The following is a 19225-nucleotide window of genomic DNA, read 5'->3' on the forward strand; positions in this document are numbered from 1 at the left end:
CCGGGAGGCTTGCGGCGTGCCCCCGTCGGCCCGCACCGGCGGGAAAAGCCCTCGGGCCTGTCAGTGCTCCGTCGTACTCTTGTATCCCAAGGAGTCGAGTGCAGGCAGGCACCTCTTATTAGCAAAGGATGGGGGTTGAGCAGGCCACCGAGCCGCCTTATGACTCAGACACCCACGCAACCGCAGGCGCGCGCCCAGTTCACCGTCCCGGCCAAGCACCCGATGGTGACGGTCCTGGGATCCGGTGACTCCCTACTGCGCGTGATCGAAAAAGCCTTCCCGGCGACCGACATCCACGTCCGGGGCAACGAGGTCAGCGCTGTCGGGGACGCCCGGGAAGTGGCTCTCATCCAGCGCCTCTTCGACGAGATGATGCTGGTGCTCCGCACCGGACAACCGATGACGGAGGACGCAGTGGAACGGTCCATCGCCATGCTGCGCGCGGCGGAGGACGGCGAGGGCGCGGTGAGCGAGACGCCCGCCGAGGTGCTCACCCAGAACATCCTCTCCAACCGCGGCCGGACGATCCGGCCCAAGACCCTCAACCAGAAGCGCTATGTCGACGCCATCGACGAGCACACCGTCGTCTTCGGCATCGGCCCGGCGGGCACCGGCAAGACCTACCTCGCCATGGCCAAGGCCGTCCAGGCGCTCCAGGCCAAGCAGGTCAACCGCATCATCCTGACCCGCCCCGCGGTCGAGGCCGGTGAGCGGCTCGGCTTCCTGCCCGGCACGCTCTACGAGAAGATCGACCCCTATCTGCGCCCGCTCTACGACGCGCTGCACGACATGCTCGACCCCGACTCCATCCCGCGCCTGATGGCCGCCGGGACGATCGAGGTCGCCCCGCTGGCGTATATGCGCGGCCGTACCCTGAATGACGCCTTCATCATTCTCGACGAGGCGCAGAACACGAACCCCGAGCAGATGAAGATGTTCCTCACCCGCCTCGGCTTCGACTCGAAGATCGTCATCACCGGCGATGTCACCCAGGTCGACCTCCCGGGCGGGACGAAGAGCGGTCTGCGCCAGGTCCGGGACATCCTGGACGGCGTCGACGATGTGCATTTCTCCCTGCTCACCAGCAAGGACGTGGTCCGGCACAAGCTCGTCGGCCGTATCGTCGACGCCTACGAGAAGTACGACAGCCGCAACGGCACGTGAGCCCACCGGCCGGCCATCCGGCCGGCCGGGGTCCACGACCCGCGGTCCCAGCAACCATCGGGCCGGGCCCGAGAAGCGAGAAGCAACCCTCCCCATGTCCATCGACGTCAACAACGAGTCCGGCACCGAGATCGACGAGCAGGCCATCCTGGATGTCGCCCGCTACGCCGTCGCCCGGATGCGCATCCACCCGCTCTCCGAGCTGTCCGTGATCGTCGTCGACGCCGAGGCCATGGAGCAGCTCCACCTCCAGTGGATGGACCTGCCGGGGCCGACCGATGTCATGTCCTTCCCCATGGACGAGCTGCGCCCGCCGGCCAAGGACGACGAGGAGCCCCCGCAGGGCCTCCTCGGTGACATCGTGCTCTGCCCGGAGGTCGCCAAGAAGCAGGGCGAGGAGGCGCCGACCGGGCACAGCATGGACGAGGAACTCCAGCTGCTCACCGTCCACGGAGTGCTCCACCTCCTCGGCTACGACCACGAGGAGCCGGACGAGAAGGCCGAAATGTTCGGTCTCCAGGCGGCGATCGTTGACGGCTGGCGCGCCGAGCGGGGACTCACCGGCCCCTCTCCGGCCCCCACCGTGACCTGACGGGACGGCCCGATGACCACCCAGCTGATCGCGGTCGCGGTCCTGCTCGTCGTGATCGCCTGGCTCGCCGCCTGCGCGGAGGCCGGCCTGGCCCGGACGACCAGCTTCCGGGCCGAGGAAGCCGTCCGCTCCGGCCGCCGCGGCGCCGCCAGGCTCGCCGCCGTCGCCGCCGACCCCACCCGCTATCTCAATGTCGCGCTGCTGGTGCGGGTCGGCTGCGAGATGGCCGCCGGGGTCCTGGTCACGTACGCCTGTCTGCGCTCGTTCGACGAGACCTGGGAGGCGCTGACCGTCGCCATCGCCGTGATGGTGCTGGTCTCCTATGTCGCCGTCGGCGTCTCACCGCGGACGATCGGCCGCCAGCACCCGCTGAACACCGCCACCGCCGCCGCCTACGTCCTGCTGCCGCTGGCCCGCATCATGGGCCCCATCCCGCAGCTGCTGATCCTCCTCGGCAATGCCCTGACCCCCGGCAAGGGCTTCCGCAAGGGCCCGTTCGCCTCCGAGGCCGAGCTGCGCTCCCTGGTGGACCTCGCGGAGAAGGAGTCGCTGATCGAGGACGAGGAGCGCCGGATGGTGCACTCCGTCTTCCAGCTCGGCGACACCCTCGTCCGTGAGGTGATGGTGCCGCGTACGGACCTGGTCGCCGTCGAGCGGTTCAAGACCATCCGCCAGGCGCTGACCCTCGCGCTGCGCTCCGGCTTCTCCCGTATCCCGGTGACCGGCGAGAACGAGGACGACATCGTCGGCGTCGTCTACCTCAAGGACCTGGCCCGCAAGGTCCACATCAGCCGCGACGCCGAGTCCGAGCTGGTCTCCACGGCCATGCGCCCCGCCGTTTTCGTCCCCGACACCAAGAATGCCGGTGATCTGCTGCGGGAAATGCAGCAGGACCGCAATCATGTCGCGGTGGTGATCGATGAATATGGCGGCACCGCCGGCATTGTCACGATCGAGGACATTCTGGAGGAGATCGTCGGCGAGATCACCGATGAATACGACCGGGAACTGCCGCCCGTCGAGGATCTCGGCGACGGCCGCTATCGCGTCACCTCCCGGCTGGACATCGGCGACCTCGGCGAGCTGTACGGCCTGGCCGAGCTGGACGACGAGGACGTCGAGACCGTCGGCGGACTGCTCGCCAAGCTCCTCGGCCGGGTCCCGATCGCCGGTGCCACCGCCGAGGTCGACCTCGCCGACGACGCCTCCGACCCGGGGCTGAAGGCGCTGCGGCTGACCGCGGAGGCCCCGGCCGGCCGCCGCAACAAGATCATCACGGTGCTGTGCGAGCCGGTGCGTCCGGCGGGCGCGAGCGCCGCCGGGGAGTCGTCGGCGGGCGGCCGCACCGCCGGCTGAACATCCGCGGAATTCGCCGCGTAATCTCTGGTGATGCCGGGAATATTTCTTGCTGTCGCGGGCCGGGCGGCTACTTATCTCCAGTGCAGCAGAAATGTTCTGAAAGCCATATCCGGGGGAGCTGGATTCCGCGGCAGGCGCCGTGGAAGGATCTTCAAGCGGTCGCCGACGCGTGGCCGCATTGCGTGAGAGAAATCCTGTAGCGCAGGTTGCCCCGGGGCGGGGGACCGGGGCAACCACCTTCTTCCTCAGCCGCGGCGCGTCGTCCGCACCGTCCGCAGCCCGGCCGCCACCAGCAGCGCGACCACTGCGAGCAGCGCCGCGTCCAGGCCCAGCGCCAGCTTGATGCCGCCGAGAGTGGCCTGGGCGGCGCCGCTGCCGTCCGCCCGCAGCGCGGCGATATGCGCCGAGGCGACCGCGCTCAGCAGCGGAATGCCGATCGTGATGCCCACCTGCTGCGAGCTGGTGACCAGCCCGGTGGCCAGGCCCTGTTCGGCGTCCGGCACCCCGGAGGTGGCGGTCACGCCGTAGGAGATGATCGCCCACAGATGGCCGAGGCTGCCGAGGGCCACCCCGGTCAGGGCCAGCCACAGGCCGCTGCCGGTGCCCAGCCCCAGCAGCGCGGCCGTGAAACCGGCCTGGATCAGCAGCCCGGTCAGCAGGGTGCGGCGGGCGCCCAGCCGGCCGATGACCTTCGGGGCGACGAGGCCGGCGAGCGCCGAGACCACGCCCTGCACCCCGAACACCAGCCCCGTGTGGAAGGGGGACAGCCGCAGCACTTCCTGGAGGTAGAGCGTCAGCAGGAAGATGACGGTGCTCATCATCGCGAAGGTCGTCAGGCCCGCCAGATTGCCCCAGGCGACGGTCCGGCGGCGCAGCATCGGAAGTGAAACGAGCGGCTGCGCGGCCCGCGACTCCACCACCACGAACGCGGCCAGCAGCCCCACCCCCGCGAGCAGCGTCACCAGCACGTCCGGGCGGCCGAAGCCCTGCTCGGCGGCGGTCGACAGGGCGTAGATCAGCGACAGCAGGCCACCGGTGACGGTGATCGCGCCGGGCACGTCGATCCGCGGCCGCTCGGGATGCCGGGACTCGGTCAGCAGCAGTGGTGCCGCCGCCAGGACCGCCACCCCGGCCACGGACAGCAGGCCCATGGTGGAGCGCCAGCCCAGCGCATCGGTCATCACCCCGCCCAGCACCATGCCGATGGTGAAGCCCGTCGAGAGCACGGTGCCGCTGATGCCCAGCGCGCGCTCGCGCTGCGGGCCCTCGGCGAAGGTGGTGGTGAGCAGCGACATCCCGGTGGGCACGATGACCGCCGCGCCCAGGCCCTGGAGCGCCCGCGCGGCCAGGAAGACCGTCGGGGACCAGGCCAGCGCGGCCAGCACGGAGGCCGCGGTGAACAGCCCGAGCCCGATGAGGAACAGCCGGCGCCGCCCGAAGAGATCGGCGATCCGGCCGGACAGCAGCAGGAAGCCGCCCGAGGGCAGGGCGAACGCGGTGACCGCCCACTGGAGATCGGCCTGGCCCATCCCCAGATCCCGGCCGAGCACCGGAAGCGCCACATTCAGGATGGAGAAATCCAGCGCGATGATGAACTGCGCGCCGCACAGGAGCAGCAGGATGAGCTTGGCGCGCCGGGTCATCCGCGCGCCGGCGGGCGCGGCAGCCGGGGCGGCGCCCGGCGCGGGGGCGGCGCCCGTCGGTGTATCAAGAGCAGTGGTGCTGTCGGTTATCGGCATACGACGAGGCTGCGGCCCCGCAAGACCGCGTGGGGAGCGGGAACTTATCGTGGTGTCCGCACCACCAGCCACGCGAACAGGGGGAGAACGTGGCCACGAACGCAGCCAACCCGGACACCGCGCGCCGCCGCCAGGATCTGCGCGACTTCCTCAGGAGCCGTCGCGCCCGGGTCACCCCGGCCGAGGCGGGCCTGCCCGACGGCGGCCGCCGCCGCACCCCGGGCCTGCGCCGCGAGGAGGTCGCCGTCCTCGCCGGGGTCGGCGCGTCCTGGTACCAGTGGCTGGAGCAGGGCCGGGACATCACCGTCTCGCCGCAGGTGCTGGACTCGGTCGCCCGGGTCCTGCGGCTCAGCGGCGCCGAGCGCCGGCATCTGTACGTCCTGGCCGGGCTGAACCCACCGCTGCGGCAGGACGCCGAGGAGCTGGGACTCACCGATGTGTGCGCGGGCCTCCAGCGGCTGATCGACGCCTGGATGCCCTACCCGGCGCACATCATGGACCCGTACTGGAACCTCATCGCCCACAACGAGGCGGCGGGGCTGGTACTCGGCCACGGCCGCCCCGGGGTCTCGACGAACTGCCTGATCGCCTTCTTCACCGACCCCGTCTACCGTGCGCGGGCGGCGAGTTGGGAGGCGAACGCCCCCTCGCTCGTGGCGCAGTACCGGGCCGCGTGGTCGGCGCGGCCCGGCGACGAGGGCTTCGACGAGGTGGTCCGCGAGGCATCGGCGCTCAGCGCGGAGTTCGCCGAGCTGTGGGGACGCGGCGATGTGCAGGACGGCGGGACGCTCCACAAGGAGCTGGACCACCCGCTCGTCGGTGCCCTGCTCTTCGAGACCACCCAGCTGCGGGTTCCGGTCCGCCCCGACCTCAACATCGTGCTGCACAATCCGCGCCCGGAGACGGACACCGCGGCCAGGCTGGCGTGGCTCTCCTCCCCGGAGGGCCGGCGCGGCGGGATGTCCTCGGTCGCGGGCTGACGGCCCGGGGCGGCCCGGGGGCGGCCCTCGGGGGCCCGGCCCGTCGCCCCTTGCCGCGGTCCTCCGGCCGCCCCGCATATGCTCGCCCGTATGAGCGAAGCCGCACCGCTGGACCCCGAAGACCGCAAGATCATCACGCTCGCGCGCTCGGCGCGGGCCCGTAACGGCGTGCCCGAGGGCGCCGCCGTCCGCGACGAGACCGGCCGCACCTATGTCGCCGGCACCGTTGCCCTGGACTCGCTACAGCTCAGCGCGCTACGGACCGCCGTCGCGATGGCCGTCGCCAGCGGGGCCACGTCCCTGGAGGCCGCGGCCGTGGTCACCGACGCCGAGCGCGCCACCGACGCGGACCGCGCGGCCGTACGGGACCTCGGCGGCCCCGGGACGCCGGTGCTCGTCGCGGGCCCGGACGGCACGCTGCGCAGCACCGTCCCGGCGGGCGGGACCCCGGCCTGAGCCGGCCGGCCGTACGACGGCGCACGGGGCGGCCCGCCGGCAGCGGAGGGCCGCCCCGCGCCGTTCGCGCCCCCCGCCGGCCGTCTCCGGGCCGGGATGGTCGGAGGCGCGCCCGGGATCGGGGAGAATGGGCGCCATGAGCGTTCGTACCGAGTCCTCCGCCGCGCACCGTGCGGGCTTCGCCTGCTTCGTCGGCCGTCCCAACGCCGGCAAGTCGACCCTGACGAACGCGCTCGTCGGCACGAAGGTGGCCATCACCTCCAACCGCCCGCAGACCACCCGCCACACGGTCCGCGGCATCGTGCACCGCCCCGAGGCCCAGCTGGTCCTCGTCGACACCCCCGGCCTGCACAAGCCGCGCACGCTGCTGGGCGAGCGGCTGAACGATGTCGTGCGCACCACCTGGTCCGAGGTCGACGTGATCGGCTTCTGTCTGCCCGCCGACCAGAAGATCGGCCCCGGCGACCGCTACATCGCGGGTGAGCTGGCCGACATCAAGAAGACCCCCAAGGTCGCCATCGTCACCAAGACCGACCTGGTCGACAACAAGGCACTGGCCGCCCAGCTGATCGCCATCGACCAGCTCGGCAAGGAGCTGGGCATCGAGTGGGCGGAGATCATCCCGGTCTCGGCGGTCGGCGACGCCCAGGTGTCCCTGCTCGCCGACCTGCTGGTCCCGATGCTCCCGGAGAGCCCGCCGCTCTACCCCGAGGGTGACCTCACCGACGAGCCCGAGCAGGTCATGGTCGCCGAGCTGATCCGCGAGGCCGCGCTGGAGGGCGTCCGCGACGAGCTGCCGCACTCCATCGCGGTGGTCGTCGAGGAGATGCTGCCGCGCGAGGACCGCCCGGCCGACAAGCCGCTCCTCGACATCCACGCCAATGTCTACATCGAGCGCCCCAGCCAGAAGGGCATCATCATCGGCCCCAAGGGCAAGCGCCTGAAGGAGGTCGGCATGAAGTCCCGCAAGCACATCGAGGCCCTGCTGGGCACGCCGGTCTTCCTGGATCTGCACGTCAAGGTCGCCAAGGACTGGCAGCGCGACCCGAAGCAGCTGCGCAAGCTGGGCTTCTGAGCCTTTCCGGCCCGGCGCCCGGCCGACGGCCCGGCGCACCGCCCGCTACGCCACGCCCCGGATCCGCCGCACCAGCAACGCCCCCAGCAGCCCGATCGCCGCCGCGACGCCGTACAGCACCCGGTAGCCGCCGAGGTGCTGCACGATCGGCGCGGCCAGCACCGGGGCGGCCACCTGCGGCAGCGCGTTGGCGATATTGATGACGCCCAGGTCCTTGCCGCGGTCCGCGGCGGCCGGCAGCACCTGCGTCATCAGCGCGAAGTCGACGGAGGTGAAGACGCCGAAGCCGACCCCGAGCAGCGCCGCGGCACACACCGCCCCCGGCCAGGTCTGCCACCCGGCCAGCAGCCCGGTCGCCACCGTCATGAGCACCCCCGCCCACAGCACGAACGGCTGCCGGCGCCCGATCCGGTCGGACCAGAAGCCCCCGACGACGACGGTGCCGAGCAGGGTCACCGCGTTGACGGCGGTGAGCACCAGCACCCCGCCGTCCGGGTCCGGACGGTGCAGCACGTCCCGCAGGTAATACAGCAGATACAGCAGGGCCAGCGTATTGCCGAGGTTGATCAGGAACCGGGTCAGCCAGGCCCACGCCAGATCGGGGTGGCGGCGCGGACTGATCCGGAACCCGGCGAGCAGGGCCCCTGGGCGCAGCGCCGGACGCCGCCCGGCCGGCAGCACCGGGTCCCGGTGCAGCAGCACATACGGGAGGGCGCCCAGCACCGTGAACCCGGCACAGGCGAGATAGCCCGCGACCACGCCACCCGCGACCGTCGCCAGCCCCGTCCCGGCCACCACCCCGAGGATCTGCGCGGCCCCCAGCCAGCCGCCCACCGCCCCGCGCCGGCCGTGCGGCACCCGGTCGGGCACCGCCGCCGTGATCGCCGCGAACGCCGCGTTGAGGGTGAGCTGCACCAGACACCACCCCAGCGCCATCGCCGGCAACGTGCCCGCCCCGGCCAGCAGCACCAGCGCACCGGCCCCGCCCAGCACCCCGGCGAGGATCCACGGGGTGCGCCGCCCGAACCGCGAGGCCGTACGGTCCGAGAGCGCCCCGAACAGCGGGTTGGCCACCATCGAGACAACGGCCCCGGCGCCCGTCACCCACGCCAGCACCGACTCCTTCGCGACGCCCGGCGGCGCGAGTTCCGCGGCCTGGAGGGCGAGCAGGATCTGGAGCGGCCCGTACCAGCCGACCCAGATCGCCCCGTTGGCCAACGACAGGGCCGCGGTCCACCCGCGTCCGGCCGGCTCCGTCGGCTCCGTGAGCGCCTCCGGAGCGGCGGGGCGGCTCATCCCCGGGCCTGCTCCCGGAGGGCGTCACGCAGCCAGCGGAACGACGCCTTGGGCGTCCGCGCCAGCGTCGGGTAGTCCACGTGCACCAGCCCGAAGCGCCGGGCGTACCCCTCGGCCCATTCGAAGTTGTCCATCAGCGACCAGACGAAGTACCCCCGGACGTCCACCCCGGCCGCCATGGCCTGGTGCAGCGCCCGCAGATGCCCGTCCAGGAACGCGATCCGCTCGCCGTCCTCGATGCCCTCGTAGGAGCACCCGTTCTCGGTGATCACGACGGGCGGCAGCCGGTCGCCGTACCGCTCCTGGAACGACACCAGCAGCTCGGTGAGCGCCTCCGGCACCACCGGCCAGCCGAAGTCGGTCCGCGGATACCCCTCGATCTCCTGGGGCGCGAAGGGCAGTTCGGGCGGCAGCCGGATCCCGCCGAATTCGGCCGTCGCCGCCCCCTCGGCCCCCGGGGCGCCCACCAGCGTCGGCTGGTAGTAGTTGATCCCGTACCAGTCCAGCGGCTGCGCGATGACCTTCAGGTCCTCGGCGACCGGCCCCGGCAGCAGGGCCGCCAGCTCCTCATCGGGATACCGCCCCAGCAGCACCGGCTCCGCGAACAGCCGGTTGAGCAGCAGGTCGTAGAGATCGGCCGCCGCGGTGTCCGCCTCCGACGCACTCGCCGTCCAGGTCGGCCCGTGCGAATTGGCGATCCCGATGCTCGTCGCCCCGCGGGCCCGCAGCGCCTGTACGGCGAGGCCGTGCCCCAGCAGCTGATGGTGTGCCGCCGGCAGCGCCTCGAACAGCAACTGGCGCCCCGGCGCATGCTGTCCCAACCCATAGCCCAGCAAGGTCAGTTCGGCCGGTTCATTGAGCGTGATCCACCGCTCCACCCGGTCCCCGAGCCGCTCCGCCACCACGTCGGCGTACGCCGCGAACTTCTCCGCCGTCTCCCGGACGAGCCATCCGCCGCCCTCCTCCAGCGCCTGCGGAGTGTCCCAGTGGAACAGCGTCGGCACCGGTGCGACCCCCGCCGCCAGCAGCGCGTCCACCAGCCGGTCGTAGAAGTCCAGCCCCGCCTCGCTGACCGCCCCGCTCCCGTCCGGCACCACCCGCGGCCAGGCCACCGAGAACCGGTACGCCCCGACCCCGAGCTCCTTCAGCAGCGCCACGTCCTCGGGGTACCGGTGGTAGTGATCGGTCGCCACCCGCGGCTGCGACCCGTCCTTGATCCGCCCCGCCTCCGCCGCGAACACATCCCATGCGGACCGCCCCCGCCCGCCTTCCGCCACCGCGCCTTCGATCTGCGCGGCGGACGTGGACACCCCCCACACGAAGTCACGGGGGAAGCGGGGCAGGGCGGCGGGCACCGGCTCGGTCGTCATGAACCGGATCTTTGTAACCGGCGGTAACGGTGTCAAGGGGGCGGTGCGGTACGGGAGTTGAGGGGCGGCCGGGGCGGCCCCGCGGAATCCCCCCGCGGCGGCGCTACGCGCCTTCCTTCATCACCTTCGTGATCAGCGACCGCTGTTCCTTCGTGAGGCGCGGGTCGGAGCAGTAGACCGTCCGGCCGTCGACGGTGATCTGGTAGCTGAAGCCGTCCGGGACCCCGACGGGGGGTTCGGTGCGGGCGGTGGCGACGGCCTCTTTGGCCAGGTCCTGCCAGTCATCGGCGTCGGGGCGGCCCGAGGTGTCGATCTCGGCGCGGCGGTCGACGCCCGCGAAGCCTCCGGTGCGATGGACATGAATGCGCATAACGGACTCCTCCGACGTCTTCGACGGACTCCTACCCCGTAAGGCCACGGTAATCGTGCCCGGGGCGGAAGGCGCTGCCGAAATCCTCCCGCCCCGGGCGCGCGGTGCCGCTACTTCGTGGTGACGCCGACCTGTGTCCACGCCTTGGTCATCGCCTCGTGCTCGGCGCCGGCGCCGAAGCGGGCCTGGGCGGCCTTGATCGTGAGGGCGGCGAAGTCGGCGAAGGTGGCGGTCTTGGTGAGCTCGCCGCCGGTCAGCACGTCGTACCAGACCTGCCCGGCGCGCTCCCAGGCTTTGCCGCCGATGGCGGTGGCGGCCAGGTAGAAGGCGTGGTTGGGGATGCCGGAGTTGATGTGCACGCCGCCGTTGTCGTCGGTGGTGCGGACGTAGTCCTTCATGGCGGCGGGCTGCGGGTCCTTGCCGAGGACGTCGTCGTCGTAGGCGGTGCCCGGGGCCTTCATCGAGCGCAGGGCGGTGCCGGTGACGTTCGGGCCGAGCAGCTCGGCGCCGATCAGCCAGTCGGCCTGGTCGGCGGTGTGGCCGAGGGCGTACTGCTTGATCAGCACGCCGAAGACATCGGAGACCGACTCGTTGAGGGCGCCGGACTGGCCCTGGTAGTCGAGGTTGGCGGTGTACTGGGTGACCCCGTGGGTGAGCTCGTGGCCGATCACGTCGACGGGGATGGTGAAGTCCTTGAACAGGTCGTTGTCCCCGTCGCCGAAGACCATCCGCTCGCCGTCCCAGAAGGCGTTGTCGTACCGCCGGCCGTAGTGGACGGTCGCGTTGAGCGGCAGGCCCGCGCCGTCGATCGACTTGCGGCCGTAGACCTTGAGGTAGAGCTCGAAGGTGGCGCCCAGGCCGGCGTGGGCGCGGTTGACGGAGGCGTCCTTGGAGGGGCCGTCGGACTCGCTGCGGACCTTCTTGCCGGGCAGGTCCTCGTGGTGCCGGGCGTCGTAGATGGTGCGGTTGGGCTTGTCGGCGTCGGCGCCGGGCTCGCCGGGGGTGAGGCCGCCGCGGGCGGCGATCGCGCGGCGCTCGGTGCGCTGTACGTGGTCGTGCTCCAGGGTGCGGCGGGCGGGCTCGTGCCGCTCGGGGTCGTCCGACTGGGCCAGGTTGTCGAGGATGTGCGGCGGGATGATCGTGCAGAAGACGGGCGTGTGGCAGGTGGCGGGATCTGACTGCGCGTCGTTGAGGTCCATGCACAAACGGTGGCACTGTGTAATCCGGCTGTCACTGCCTGCGTCCAAGATTCCCGTAAAAGTGTGGTTGGTCGCATTTAGGTCGTAACGTCCGTCCGGTCCCGCATACTGATACGCGACCGCCGGACACGGCGTACCTCGGCTAGGGTGCTGTGCATCATGCGTTTCGGGCTGCTTCTCCTTAGCTGCCGCGGCGAGGGCCTGTAGTCGTAGGCCGACCCCCTCCCCGCGGAGTTCGGTGTTGCGATCTATCGCCCCGTCGGCCTCTCCCTGGCTCTTTTGGAGCAGGGGGACCCCCAGCGGACATACGAGGAGCCCTACGCACCATGACGAATCCGTCGAGCCCCGCAGGTCATGCCGTCGGCCGGCCCACCCCGGTCACCAACGCGACGCAGCACCAGCGGCCCTCCGGAATGCCGGTCCACAAGTACGGCCGCTACGAAGCGGTCGACATCCCCGACCGCACCTGGCCGGACAACCGCATCACCGTCGCGCCCCGCTGGCTCTCCACCGACCTGCGGGACGGCAACCAGGCGCTGATCGACCCGATGTCGCCGGCCCGTAAGCGCGAGATGTTCGACCTGCTGGTACGCATGGGCTACAAGGAGATCGAGGTCGGCTTCCCGTCCTCCGGGGAGACGGACTTCGCCTTCGTCCGCTCGATCATCGAAGAGGGCGCGATCCCCGAGGACGTGACGATCTCCGTCCTGACGCAGGCCCGAGAGGAGCTGATCGAGCGCACCGTCGAGTCGCTGCGCGGCGCCCACCGCGCCACGGTGCACCTCTACAACGCCACCGCGCCCACCTTCCGCCGGGTCGTCTTCCGCGGCTCGAAGGAGCAGGTCAAGCAGATCGCCGTGGACGGCACCCGGCTGGTCATGGAGTACGCCGACAAGATCCTCGGCGACGAGACGATCTTCGGCTACCAGTACAGCCCGGAGATCTTCACCGACACCGAGCTGGACTTCGCGCTGGAGGTCTGTGAGGCGGTCTGCGACGTCTGGCAGCCCGAAGAGGGCCGCGAGATCATCCTGAATCTGCCCGCCACCGTCGAGCGCTCCACGCCGTCCACCCACGCCGACCGCTTCGAGTGGATGTCGCGCCACCTGTCCCGGCGCGAGCACGTATGCCTGTCCGTGCACCCGCACAACGACCGGGGCACCGCCGTCGCCGCCGCCGAGCTGGCGATCATGGCGGGCGCCGACCGTATCGAGGGCTGTCTGTTCGGGCAGGGCGAGCGCACCGGCAATGTCGACCTGGTGACGCTGGGCATGAACCTGTTCTCCCAGGGCGTCGACCCGCAGATCGACTTCTCGCAGATCGACGAGATCCGTCGGACCAGCGAGTACTGCAACCAGATGGAGATCCACCCGCGCCACCCCTACGCGGGCGATCTGGTCTACACCGCCTTCTCCGGCTCCCACCAGGACGCCATCAAGAAGGGCTTCGACGCCATGGAGGCCGAGGCGGCCGCCGCCGGCAAGACCGTGGACGACATCGAGTGGGCGGTGCCGTACCTGCCCATCGACCCCAAGGACGTCGGCCGCTCCTACGAGGCCGTCATCCGCGTCAACTCGCAGTCCGGCAAGGGCGGTATCGCCTACGTCCTGAAGAACGACCACAAGCTGGAACTGCCGCGCCGGATGCAGATCGAGTTCTCCCGGATCATCCAGGAGAAGACCGACGCCGAGGGCGGCGAGGTCACGCCCACCGCCATCTGGTCGGCCTTCCAGGACGAGTACCTGCCCAACCCCCAGAACCCGTGGGGCCGCATCCAGGTCAAGAACGGCCAGACGACCACCGACAAGGACGGCGTCGACACCCTCACCGTCGAGGCCGAGGTGGACGGCGCGGAGACGGTGCTGGTCGGCACCGGCAACGGCCCGATCTCCGCGTTCTTCCACGCGCTCCAGGGCATCGACGTCGACGCGCGGCTGCTGGACTACCAGGAGCACACCATGAGCGAGGGCGCCTCCGCGCTGGCCGCCTCGTACATCGAGTGCGCGATCGGTGACAAGGTCCTGTGGGGCATCGGCATCGACGCGAACACCACGCGCGCCTCGCTGAAGGCCGTGGTCTCCGCCGTGAACCGCGCGGGTCGCTGACGCCCGGCGCCGGCCGCCCCCTTTCGGCGCCCCCGCGACTCCTTCCGAGCCGCGGGGGCGCCGTTGTGCGACCCCGCCACCTGAAGGTGGGGTTTGGACCTGACGCATATCACTGTGCGTAAGTGGCTCAGTACGTTTGGTGAGTGGCGCCCGTCGGACCGGCCGCGGCGCGGACACCAAGGACGTGCAGATGAGCAGATATGGCGTGCCCGCACTCTCCCGGCTGGCCGTCGCGGCGGCCGCCTCGCTCGCCGTGCTGGCCTCCGCGCTCGCCCCGGCGGCATCCGGGGCCCCGGCCCGGACGGCGGACCGTCCGCGGTATGTGGCGCTCGGCGACTCCTACAGCGCCGGGGTCTTCGTCCGCCCCTGGGAGGAGCGCGACGGCTGCGGCCGCTCCGGACGCAACTACCCGCACCAGGTGGCCGGTCAGCTCGGATTCGCGCTGACGGATGTGACCTGCGGGGCCGCCGAGGTGGTCGACGGGGTCCTCGGCCCCCAGCCGGCCGCCAAGATTCACGGGCCGCCGACCATCCCGCCCCCGGGCGGCTGGTCCGATCTGCCCCCGCAGATCGAGGCGTTGTCCCCGGACACCGATTACGTGACCGTCGGCATCGGCGGCAACTCCCTCGGCTTCGGGTCCATCGTGACCAAGTGCCTCGAACTGGGCATCACCAAGCCCCTTCGGCCGAAGCCCTGTACCGACCACTACAGCGAGGGCGGTCCGGGCGAGGACTGGCTGGAGGAGCGGTTCAGCCGGCTGGAGACCGACTTCGCCCACATGATGACGGTGATCCACCGGCGCGCACCGCACGCACGGGTCGCCGTCGTGGGATATCCGGCCATCGTTCCGGACAACTCCGGCTGCACCTTCGGCCGCTGGAACCAGCTCGGCAGCGTCAAGAAGGGCGATATGCCCTGGCTCGACAGCCTCGAACTGCGCCTGAACGCCCTGCTGGAGAAGCACGCCGCCTACCACGGCGCGAGTTACGTCGACACCTACGGGCCGAGTGCCGCGCACGGGGTCTGCGCGAGCGGCGACGCGAAGTGGATGTACGGCATCAAGGACGACCTCACCGGCGACGGCGACCAGACCGACCCGCCGACGGAGCTGTGCCGGTCCTTCCCCGGCACCGGCGCGGCCTGCACCTTCGTCCACCCCAACGCCCGCGGCCTGGACAACCAGACCCGCCAGGTGACCCGGGCGCTGATGATCCCGTAAGGCCGATGACCTCGTACGGCTGACGCCGGTCCCGGCGCGGCCCCGCCGTACCCCCACCGATTTGGCCAAGCCGGGCCCCGCCGCCGGCGGCCCCCACGGCCGCCCCGCCCGTTGCCCGCCTCCTCATGGCCATGCTCTTCACGGTGTCCATAGGCCCCGCCCCCTACCTTCCGGAGGGCGGGGTGCTTCGTCATCCGGCCAGTTGTCCGGTACGAGGTGCTGACGCCGCATCACGTATGTGGCTAACATCACGTCCAATGCGACGAGGGGGCCATGGGGGTATTCCCCCAGCTACCGCTGGGCGGACCCCCACCCGTATCCGGAGGGGCACGGGTGAGTTACGGAGGGCTGACGTGATGCACAAGATGTGTGTGATGGGCGTGCGCACGTCCTGGCGGACCGTCGCCGATGGCGAGTTCTTCTGTCCGGACTGCGGCGGGGACCGCAACTACCTCCGCCGGACCGGCCGTCGCCGGCTCACCCTCCTCGGCCTCCCGCTGCTCTCCCGCGGCGCCGCCGGCCCGGTCCTGGAGTGCTCCGCCTGCCGCGGCCACTTCGGCCCGGACGCCCTGGACCACCCCACCACCCTCCGCTTCTCCGCGATGCTCCGGGACGCCGTCCACACCGTCACCCTCGCGCTGCTGGCGGCCGGCGGCACCTCCTCCCGCGCGGTCCGCGACACCGCCGTCGACACGGTCCGCACGGCCGGCTTCGCGGACTGCACCGAGGACGAGCTGCTGACCCTGCTCGCCGCCCTCGCCGCCGACACCGGCCGGCTGACCGGCACCTACGACGCGGTCACCGGCGGTCACTGCGGCCACCAGGGCCTGGACCCGTGCGGCACCGCGCTGGCCATAGAGCTCCACGAGGCGCTGGAGCCGCTCGCCCCGCACCTCGCCCCGGCGGGCCGGGAATCGCTCCTCCTCCAAGGCGCCCGGATCGCCCTCGCCGACGGCTCCTACACCCCCGCGGAACGCGAGGTGCTGAGCACCGTCGGCAGCGCCCTGATGCTGCGCCCCGCCGAGATCAACCGGCTGCTGGCCGCGGCGCGTACGCCGTCCTGAGGGCGGCAGCCGAAGACCCCGCCACCCGGGCGGGGTGACGGGGCCGGATGCCGGCGCGGGCGGGCCGCCCAAAGGCCGTCTCAGGCCCGCTTCAGGCGCGTCTCAGGCCCGGCTCAGGACGGGCTTCACGCCGGAGTCAGGCGGACCGGCAGGGTGCGCAGACCGCCCGAGATGAAGCCGCTGGTGGGCTCCAACTGCTCGGCCGGGGTGGCCAGTTGGAGGTCCGGGAAGCGGGCGAAGAGAGCCGGGAGGGCGATCCGGGCCTCCATACGGGCCAGCGGGGCGCCGAGGCAGTGGTGCACGCCGTGGCCGAACGCCAGGTGCTCCTGGTGGGAGCGCCGGATGTCGAAGTCGGCGGCGGTGTCGCCGTGGAACGCGGCATCCCGGCCGGCCGCCGCGTACGCCGGGAGGATCGCCTCGCCCTTGCGGATCGTCGGGCCGTCCGGGATCTCGATGTCCGCCACGGCGAAGCGGAGCGGGAGCGCGGCGATGCTGGGGGCCCAGCGGAGGGTCTCCTCGATGACGTCGTTCCAGGAGACCTGGCCCGACAGCACCAGCTTGAGCTGCTCGGGGTGGGTCAGCAGGGCGTGCACCGCGTTGCCGAGGAGATCGACGGTGGTCTCGTGACCGGCCCCGATGACCAGCAGCAGGGTGTCCAGCAGCTCCTGCTCGGTCATCTTCTGGCCCTCGTCGTCGCGCGCGGAGACCAGCAGGCTGGTGAGGTCGTCCGCCGGGTGCTCGCGCTTGGCGGCGACCAGTTCGGACAGCAGCGCATGGACGGCCGCGCCGGTGGCGCCGGCCTGCTCCGGGGTGGCCGTGGTGTCCATGATGGCCGTGACGAGGCGGGCGAGTTCGCCGCGCTTCTCCCCCTCGGGGAAGCCGAACAGCTCACAGATGACCTGCATGGGCAGCGGGTGGTTGAACCGCGCCCGCAGGTCCAGGGGCTCGCCCGCCGGGTGCGCGGCGAGGCCGTCCAGCAGCGCCGTGGTGATGCTCTCCACCCGAGGGCGCATGGCGTCGGTACGGCGGGCCGTGAACGCCGGGGCGATCAGCTTGCGCAGCCGCCGGTGATCGGCGCCGTACGCGGTGAACATGTTGGTGACGCCGATCCAGTACTGGAGCCAGCTGCTGCGGATCTCCTCGCGCTGCCACTCCGGCCAGTGGTCCCGGGGGTTCTTCGAGACCCGGTCGTCGGTCAGCAGCTGCTTGAGGAGGGAGTGGCTGGTGACCGTCCATGCCTCGATACCGCCGGGCAGCTCGGTCCGGGCCACCGGGCCTAGTGCGCGGAGGCGGGCTGCCTCCCCGTGGATGTCGCTTCCGACCGGGTCGATGACGAAGGGCCGCTGTCCCTGTTGTGCCATGGAGTAGCTCCTGCCTGGTCGGGGGTGATGGGGGTGAAGCGGGCCGGGAGCGCGACGAGAGCCCGGTGGAACGCGCCGTTGCGCCACTGCAACGTGCCGGGGTCCACGGCGAGTTCGATGTCGGAGAGCCAGGCCGTGAGCCGCTCGATCGCCGTGGTGGCGATCAGCAGCGCATGCCGCTTCACGGGACAGGCGTGCGGCCCGGCCGCCCAGGCGAGGTGCGAGCCGCCGCCCGACCCGGGCGTCCCCAGCGACGTGGTGTCGAACTGGCTGTTGGAGGCCGCGTACGACACCATCACCAACTGCCCCTTGCGCACCCAGGTCCCGTGGAAGAAGACGTCCCGGACCGGGAAGTGGGCGGAGTAGTTCGTCAGCGGCGGGTCGTTCCACAGCACCTCGTTGATGGCGTCGTGCGCGGTCAGCGCGCCACCGGACAGGGTGTTGTAGTAGCGGTCGTCGGACAGCATCCGCGACAGCGCGTTGCCGATGAGGTTGGCGAGCGGTTCGTTGCCCGCGCCCATCGTGAGGAGGATGTTGTGGATCAGCTCCTCGTCGCTCAGCCCATTGGGGTGGTCCATGAACCAGGACGTCAGGTCCAGCCCGCGTTCGGCCTTCTTCGCGCCCACCAGCTCCATGATGTAGTTGGTGAACGCCTCGTTGGCGGCCGCGGCCTCCTCCGGGGAGGTGCCGTCCAGCATCCCCGCGATGGCCTCGATGAGCCGGTCGCTGTAGGAGTCGGGCATCCCGAAGAGGTTGTTGAACATCAGCAGCGGGATCAGCCGCGCGTAGTCGCCGATCAGATCGACCTCGCCGCGCGCCCCGAAGCGCTGGATCAGGCTGTCCGCGGCGTGGTGGACGCGGGCCCGCAGCTCATGCGGCTCGACGAGCTTGAAGCTGTCGACGATGACGTCCCGGTAGCGGACGTGCGCCGGCCCGTCGGCGTAGAAGACGTTGGGACGCCACATCAGCATCGGCATCACCGGCGAGTCCGCCGGGACGGTGGTCATCCACTCACGCGAGTCCTTGGACCAGGTGGCGTCGTCGTGCAGCAGGTCGAGGGCCGCCCGGTAGTCGGTGACCAGCATCGCGGTCACCTCCGGCGCGATCTCGACCGGCGCCAGCGCGCCGTACTGGCGCAGCTGCGCGTAGATGCGGTGCGGGTCGGCGGCGAAGTCCGGCCCGTAGAGCTTCACCGGCGTCTGGGCGTCGGGCTGTGCCGGTGCCTGCTGGTACGGGGCGGCGTGCGCCGGGCAGCCCGGTGGCGGTGCGGCTCCCGGCTGGTGCGGGGAAGTCACGGGTTCGGGTTCTCCTCGGGGGTGTGGGCCAGGACGTGCCCGACGAGCGCGATCAGCGCGTCGACGGACTGCTCCCGGTCGCGGGCGTCGCACAGCACCAGCGGCGTCTCGGGGTGCAGATCGAGCGCCTCGCGGAGCTTTTCGGCGTCGTACTGGGGCGCGTCGGGGAAGGTGTTGACCGCGACCGCGTAGCGCAGTCCGGCCTCCTCGACGATGTCCATCACCTCGAAGGAGTCCGCCAGCCGGCGGGTGTCCGCGAGGACCAGGGCGCCCAGTGCGCCGCGGGCGATGTCCTGCCACAGGGGACGGAAGCGCTTCTGGCCGGGCGTGCCGAACAGGTACAGCGCCAGGTCCCCGGGCAGGGTCAGCCGCCCGAAGTCGATGGCGACGGTGGTGGTGGTCTTCTCCCGGACTCCGGCGAGATCGTCGACGGCGGCACCGGTCTGGGTCATGACCTCTTCGGTGTGCAGCGGCGGGGTTTCCGACAGCGCACGGATGAGGGTGGTCTTGCCGACCCCGAACGGTCCCGCGATCAGCAGTTTGACCAGTGTCTGGTTCTCGCCGGAGAGGTACATGTTGCC

General features: G+C 71.4%; 17 protein-coding genes. 9 read left to right on the plus strand and 8 right to left on the minus strand.

Annotation, left to right across the window (positions count from 1 at the left end; all coding sequences use genetic code 11):
- The first annotated feature begins 159 nt into the window (after positions 1-159).
- The 3 genes from ACFWJW_RS15080 to ACFWJW_RS15090 all read left to right on the plus strand — a co-directional run bounded on the left by ACFWJW_RS15080 (position 160) and on the right by ACFWJW_RS15090 (position 3112).
- Positions 160-1164, plus strand: a complete 1005-nt coding sequence (locus tag ACFWJW_RS15080) for a PhoH family protein (RefSeq protein ID WP_085927058.1) — start codon at positions 160-162, stop codon at positions 1162-1164.
- A gap of 94 nt (positions 1165-1258) precedes the next feature.
- Positions 1259-1756, plus strand: coding sequence for an rRNA maturation RNase YbeY (gene ybeY, locus ACFWJW_RS15085; protein WP_042154667.1), 498 nt, complete (start codon positions 1259-1261; stop codon positions 1754-1756).
- Positions 1757-1768: 12 nt separating this feature from the next.
- A complete protein-coding gene (locus ACFWJW_RS15090) occupies positions 1769-3112 on the plus strand; it encodes a hemolysin family protein (RefSeq protein ID WP_387240118.1) in 1344 nt (447 codons plus the stop codon).
- 248 nt (positions 3113-3360) lie between these two features.
- Here the strand turns inward: ACFWJW_RS15090 and ACFWJW_RS15095 are convergent, their stop codons facing one another.
- A complete protein-coding gene (locus ACFWJW_RS15095) occupies positions 3361-4854 on the minus strand; it encodes an MFS transporter (protein WP_387240121.1) in 1494 nt (497 codons plus the stop codon).
- 89 nt (positions 4855-4943) lie between these two features.
- Here ACFWJW_RS15095 and ACFWJW_RS15100 point away from each other — a divergent pair, with 89 nt between their 5' ends.
- The 3 genes from ACFWJW_RS15100 to era all read left to right on the plus strand — a co-directional run bounded on the left by ACFWJW_RS15100 (position 4944) and on the right by era (position 7365).
- Positions 4944-5834, plus strand: a complete 891-nt coding sequence (locus ACFWJW_RS15100; RefSeq protein ID WP_387240124.1) for a helix-turn-helix transcriptional regulator — start codon at positions 4944-4946, stop codon at positions 5832-5834.
- Between the two features lie 90 nt (positions 5835-5924).
- Entirely contained in the window at positions 5925-6290 is a 366-nt protein-coding gene (locus tag ACFWJW_RS15105) for a cytidine deaminase (protein WP_387240127.1), read from the plus strand.
- 127 nt (positions 6291-6417) lie between these two features.
- Positions 6418-7365 (plus strand): GTPase Era, encoded by a 948-nt coding sequence (gene era, locus ACFWJW_RS15110; protein ID WP_370682736.1) that lies wholly within the window; start codon positions 6418-6420, stop codon positions 7363-7365.
- 45 nt (positions 7366-7410) lie between these two features.
- Here the strand turns inward: era and ACFWJW_RS15115 are convergent, their stop codons facing one another.
- From ACFWJW_RS15115 to ACFWJW_RS15130, 4 genes are all read right to left on the minus strand, one after another.
- The gene (locus ACFWJW_RS15115) at positions 7411-8661 is read right to left on the minus strand and encodes an MFS transporter (protein WP_387240129.1); all 1251 of its coding nucleotides are present in this window, start codon (positions 8659-8661) and stop codon (positions 7411-7413) included.
- Positions 8658-10031, minus strand: a complete 1374-nt coding sequence (locus ACFWJW_RS15120) for a GH1 family beta-glucosidase (RefSeq protein ID WP_387240131.1) — start codon at positions 10029-10031, stop codon at positions 8658-8660. The genes ACFWJW_RS15115 and ACFWJW_RS15120 overlap by 4 nt, the downstream gene beginning before the upstream one ends.
- Before the next feature lie 103 nt (positions 10032-10134).
- Entirely contained in the window at positions 10135-10401 is a 267-nt protein-coding gene (locus tag ACFWJW_RS15125) for a protealysin inhibitor emfourin (RefSeq protein ID WP_018088185.1), read from the minus strand.
- Positions 10402-10511: 110 nt separating this feature from the next.
- Positions 10512-11600, minus strand: a complete 1089-nt coding sequence (locus ACFWJW_RS15130; protein ID WP_387240134.1) for a M4 family metallopeptidase — start codon at positions 11598-11600, stop codon at positions 10512-10514.
- A 326-nt stretch (positions 11601-11926) separates the two neighbouring features.
- On the opposite strand from ACFWJW_RS15130, the gene leuA reads away from it, so the two are divergent.
- From leuA to ACFWJW_RS15145, 3 genes are all read left to right on the plus strand, one after another.
- A complete protein-coding gene (gene leuA / locus ACFWJW_RS15135) occupies positions 11927-13705 on the plus strand; it encodes a 2-isopropylmalate synthase (RefSeq protein ID WP_387240137.1) in 1779 nt (592 codons plus the stop codon).
- A 139-nt stretch (positions 13706-13844) separates the two neighbouring features.
- Positions 13845-14924: an SGNH/GDSL hydrolase family protein gene (locus ACFWJW_RS15140; protein WP_387240140.1), complete on the plus strand. Its 1080-nt coding sequence runs from the start codon at positions 13845-13847 to the stop codon at positions 14922-14924.
- Positions 14925-15280: 356 nt separating this feature from the next.
- Entirely contained in the window at positions 15281-15988 is a 708-nt protein-coding gene (locus ACFWJW_RS15145; RefSeq protein WP_387240277.1) for a TerB family tellurite resistance protein, read from the plus strand.
- A gap of 125 nt (positions 15989-16113) precedes the next feature.
- On the opposite strand, the gene ACFWJW_RS15150 is transcribed toward ACFWJW_RS15145, so the two are convergent.
- Genes ACFWJW_RS15150 through ACFWJW_RS15160 form a run of 3 tightly spaced genes read right to left on the minus strand, consistent with a single transcriptional unit; the run spans position 16114 to position 19219 of the window.
- Positions 16114-17349 carry a cytochrome P450 gene (locus ACFWJW_RS15150; protein ID WP_387240143.1) on the minus strand — a complete coding sequence of 412 codons (1236 nt, stop codon included), beginning with the start codon at positions 17347-17349 and terminating at the stop codon, positions 16114-16116.
- Entirely contained in the window at positions 17265-18644 is a 1380-nt protein-coding gene (locus ACFWJW_RS15155) for a cytochrome P450 (RefSeq protein WP_387240146.1), read from the minus strand. Before ACFWJW_RS15155 ends, ACFWJW_RS15150 begins: the two co-directional genes overlap by 85 nt.
- Positions 18641-19219 carry an ATP/GTP-binding protein gene (locus tag ACFWJW_RS15160; RefSeq protein ID WP_328549286.1) on the minus strand — a complete coding sequence of 193 codons (579 nt, stop codon included), beginning with the start codon at positions 19217-19219 and terminating at the stop codon, positions 18641-18643. The genes ACFWJW_RS15155 and ACFWJW_RS15160 overlap by 4 nt, the downstream gene beginning before the upstream one ends.
- Positions 19220-19225: the final 6 nt, after the last annotated feature.

Source organism: Streptomyces sp. NPDC127097 (genome assembly GCF_042724075.1).
In the GTDB taxonomy this organism is placed as follows: Bacteria; Actinomycetota; Actinomycetes; order Streptomycetales; family Streptomycetaceae; genus Streptomyces.

What these genes read in the sequence shown, in the direction of transcription:
- ACFWJW_RS15125 (WP_018088185.1), bottom strand. Translation starts at nt 10,401, where the DNA reads ATGCGCATTCATGTCCATCGCACCGGAGGCTTCGCGGGCGTCGACCGC.
- ACFWJW_RS15105 (WP_387240127.1), top strand. Translation starts at nt 5,925, where the DNA reads ATGAGCGAAGCCGCACCGCTGGACCCCGAAGACCGCAAGATCATCACG.
- ybeY (WP_042154667.1), top strand. Translation starts at nt 1,259, where the DNA reads ATGTCCATCGACGTCAACAACGAGTCCGGCACCGAGATCGACGAGCAG.
- ACFWJW_RS15120 (WP_387240131.1), bottom strand. Translation starts at nt 10,031, where the DNA reads ATGACGACCGAGCCGGTGCCCGCCGCCCTGCCCCGCTTCCCCCGTGAC.
- ACFWJW_RS15115 (WP_387240129.1), bottom strand. Translation starts at nt 8,661, where the DNA reads ATGAGCCGCCCCGCCGCTCCGGAGGCGCTCACGGAGCCGACGGAGCCG.
- ACFWJW_RS15080 (WP_085927058.1), top strand. Translation starts at nt 160, where the DNA reads ATGACTCAGACACCCACGCAACCGCAGGCGCGCGCCCAGTTCACCGTC.
- ACFWJW_RS15090 (WP_387240118.1), top strand. Translation starts at nt 1,769, where the DNA reads ATGACCACCCAGCTGATCGCGGTCGCGGTCCTGCTCGTCGTGATCGCC.
- ACFWJW_RS15095 (WP_387240121.1), bottom strand. Translation starts at nt 4,854, where the DNA reads ATGCCGATAACCGACAGCACCACTGCTCTTGATACACCGACGGGCGCC.
- ACFWJW_RS15145 (WP_387240277.1), top strand. Translation starts at nt 15,281, where the DNA reads ATGCACAAGATGTGTGTGATGGGCGTGCGCACGTCCTGGCGGACCGTC.
- ACFWJW_RS15130 (WP_387240134.1), bottom strand. Translation starts at nt 11,600, where the DNA reads ATGGACCTCAACGACGCGCAGTCAGATCCCGCCACCTGCCACACGCCC.
- leuA (WP_387240137.1), top strand. Translation starts at nt 11,927, where the DNA reads ATGACGAATCCGTCGAGCCCCGCAGGTCATGCCGTCGGCCGGCCCACC.
- era (WP_370682736.1), top strand. Translation starts at nt 6,418, where the DNA reads ATGGGCGCCATGAGCGTTCGTACCGAGTCCTCCGCCGCGCACCGTGCG.
- ACFWJW_RS15150 (WP_387240143.1), bottom strand. Translation starts at nt 17,349, where the DNA reads ATGGCACAACAGGGACAGCGGCCCTTCGTCATCGACCCGGTCGGAAGC.
- ACFWJW_RS15160 (WP_328549286.1), bottom strand. Translation starts at nt 19,219, where the DNA reads ATGTACCTCTCCGGCGAGAACCAGACACTGGTCAAACTGCTGATCGCG.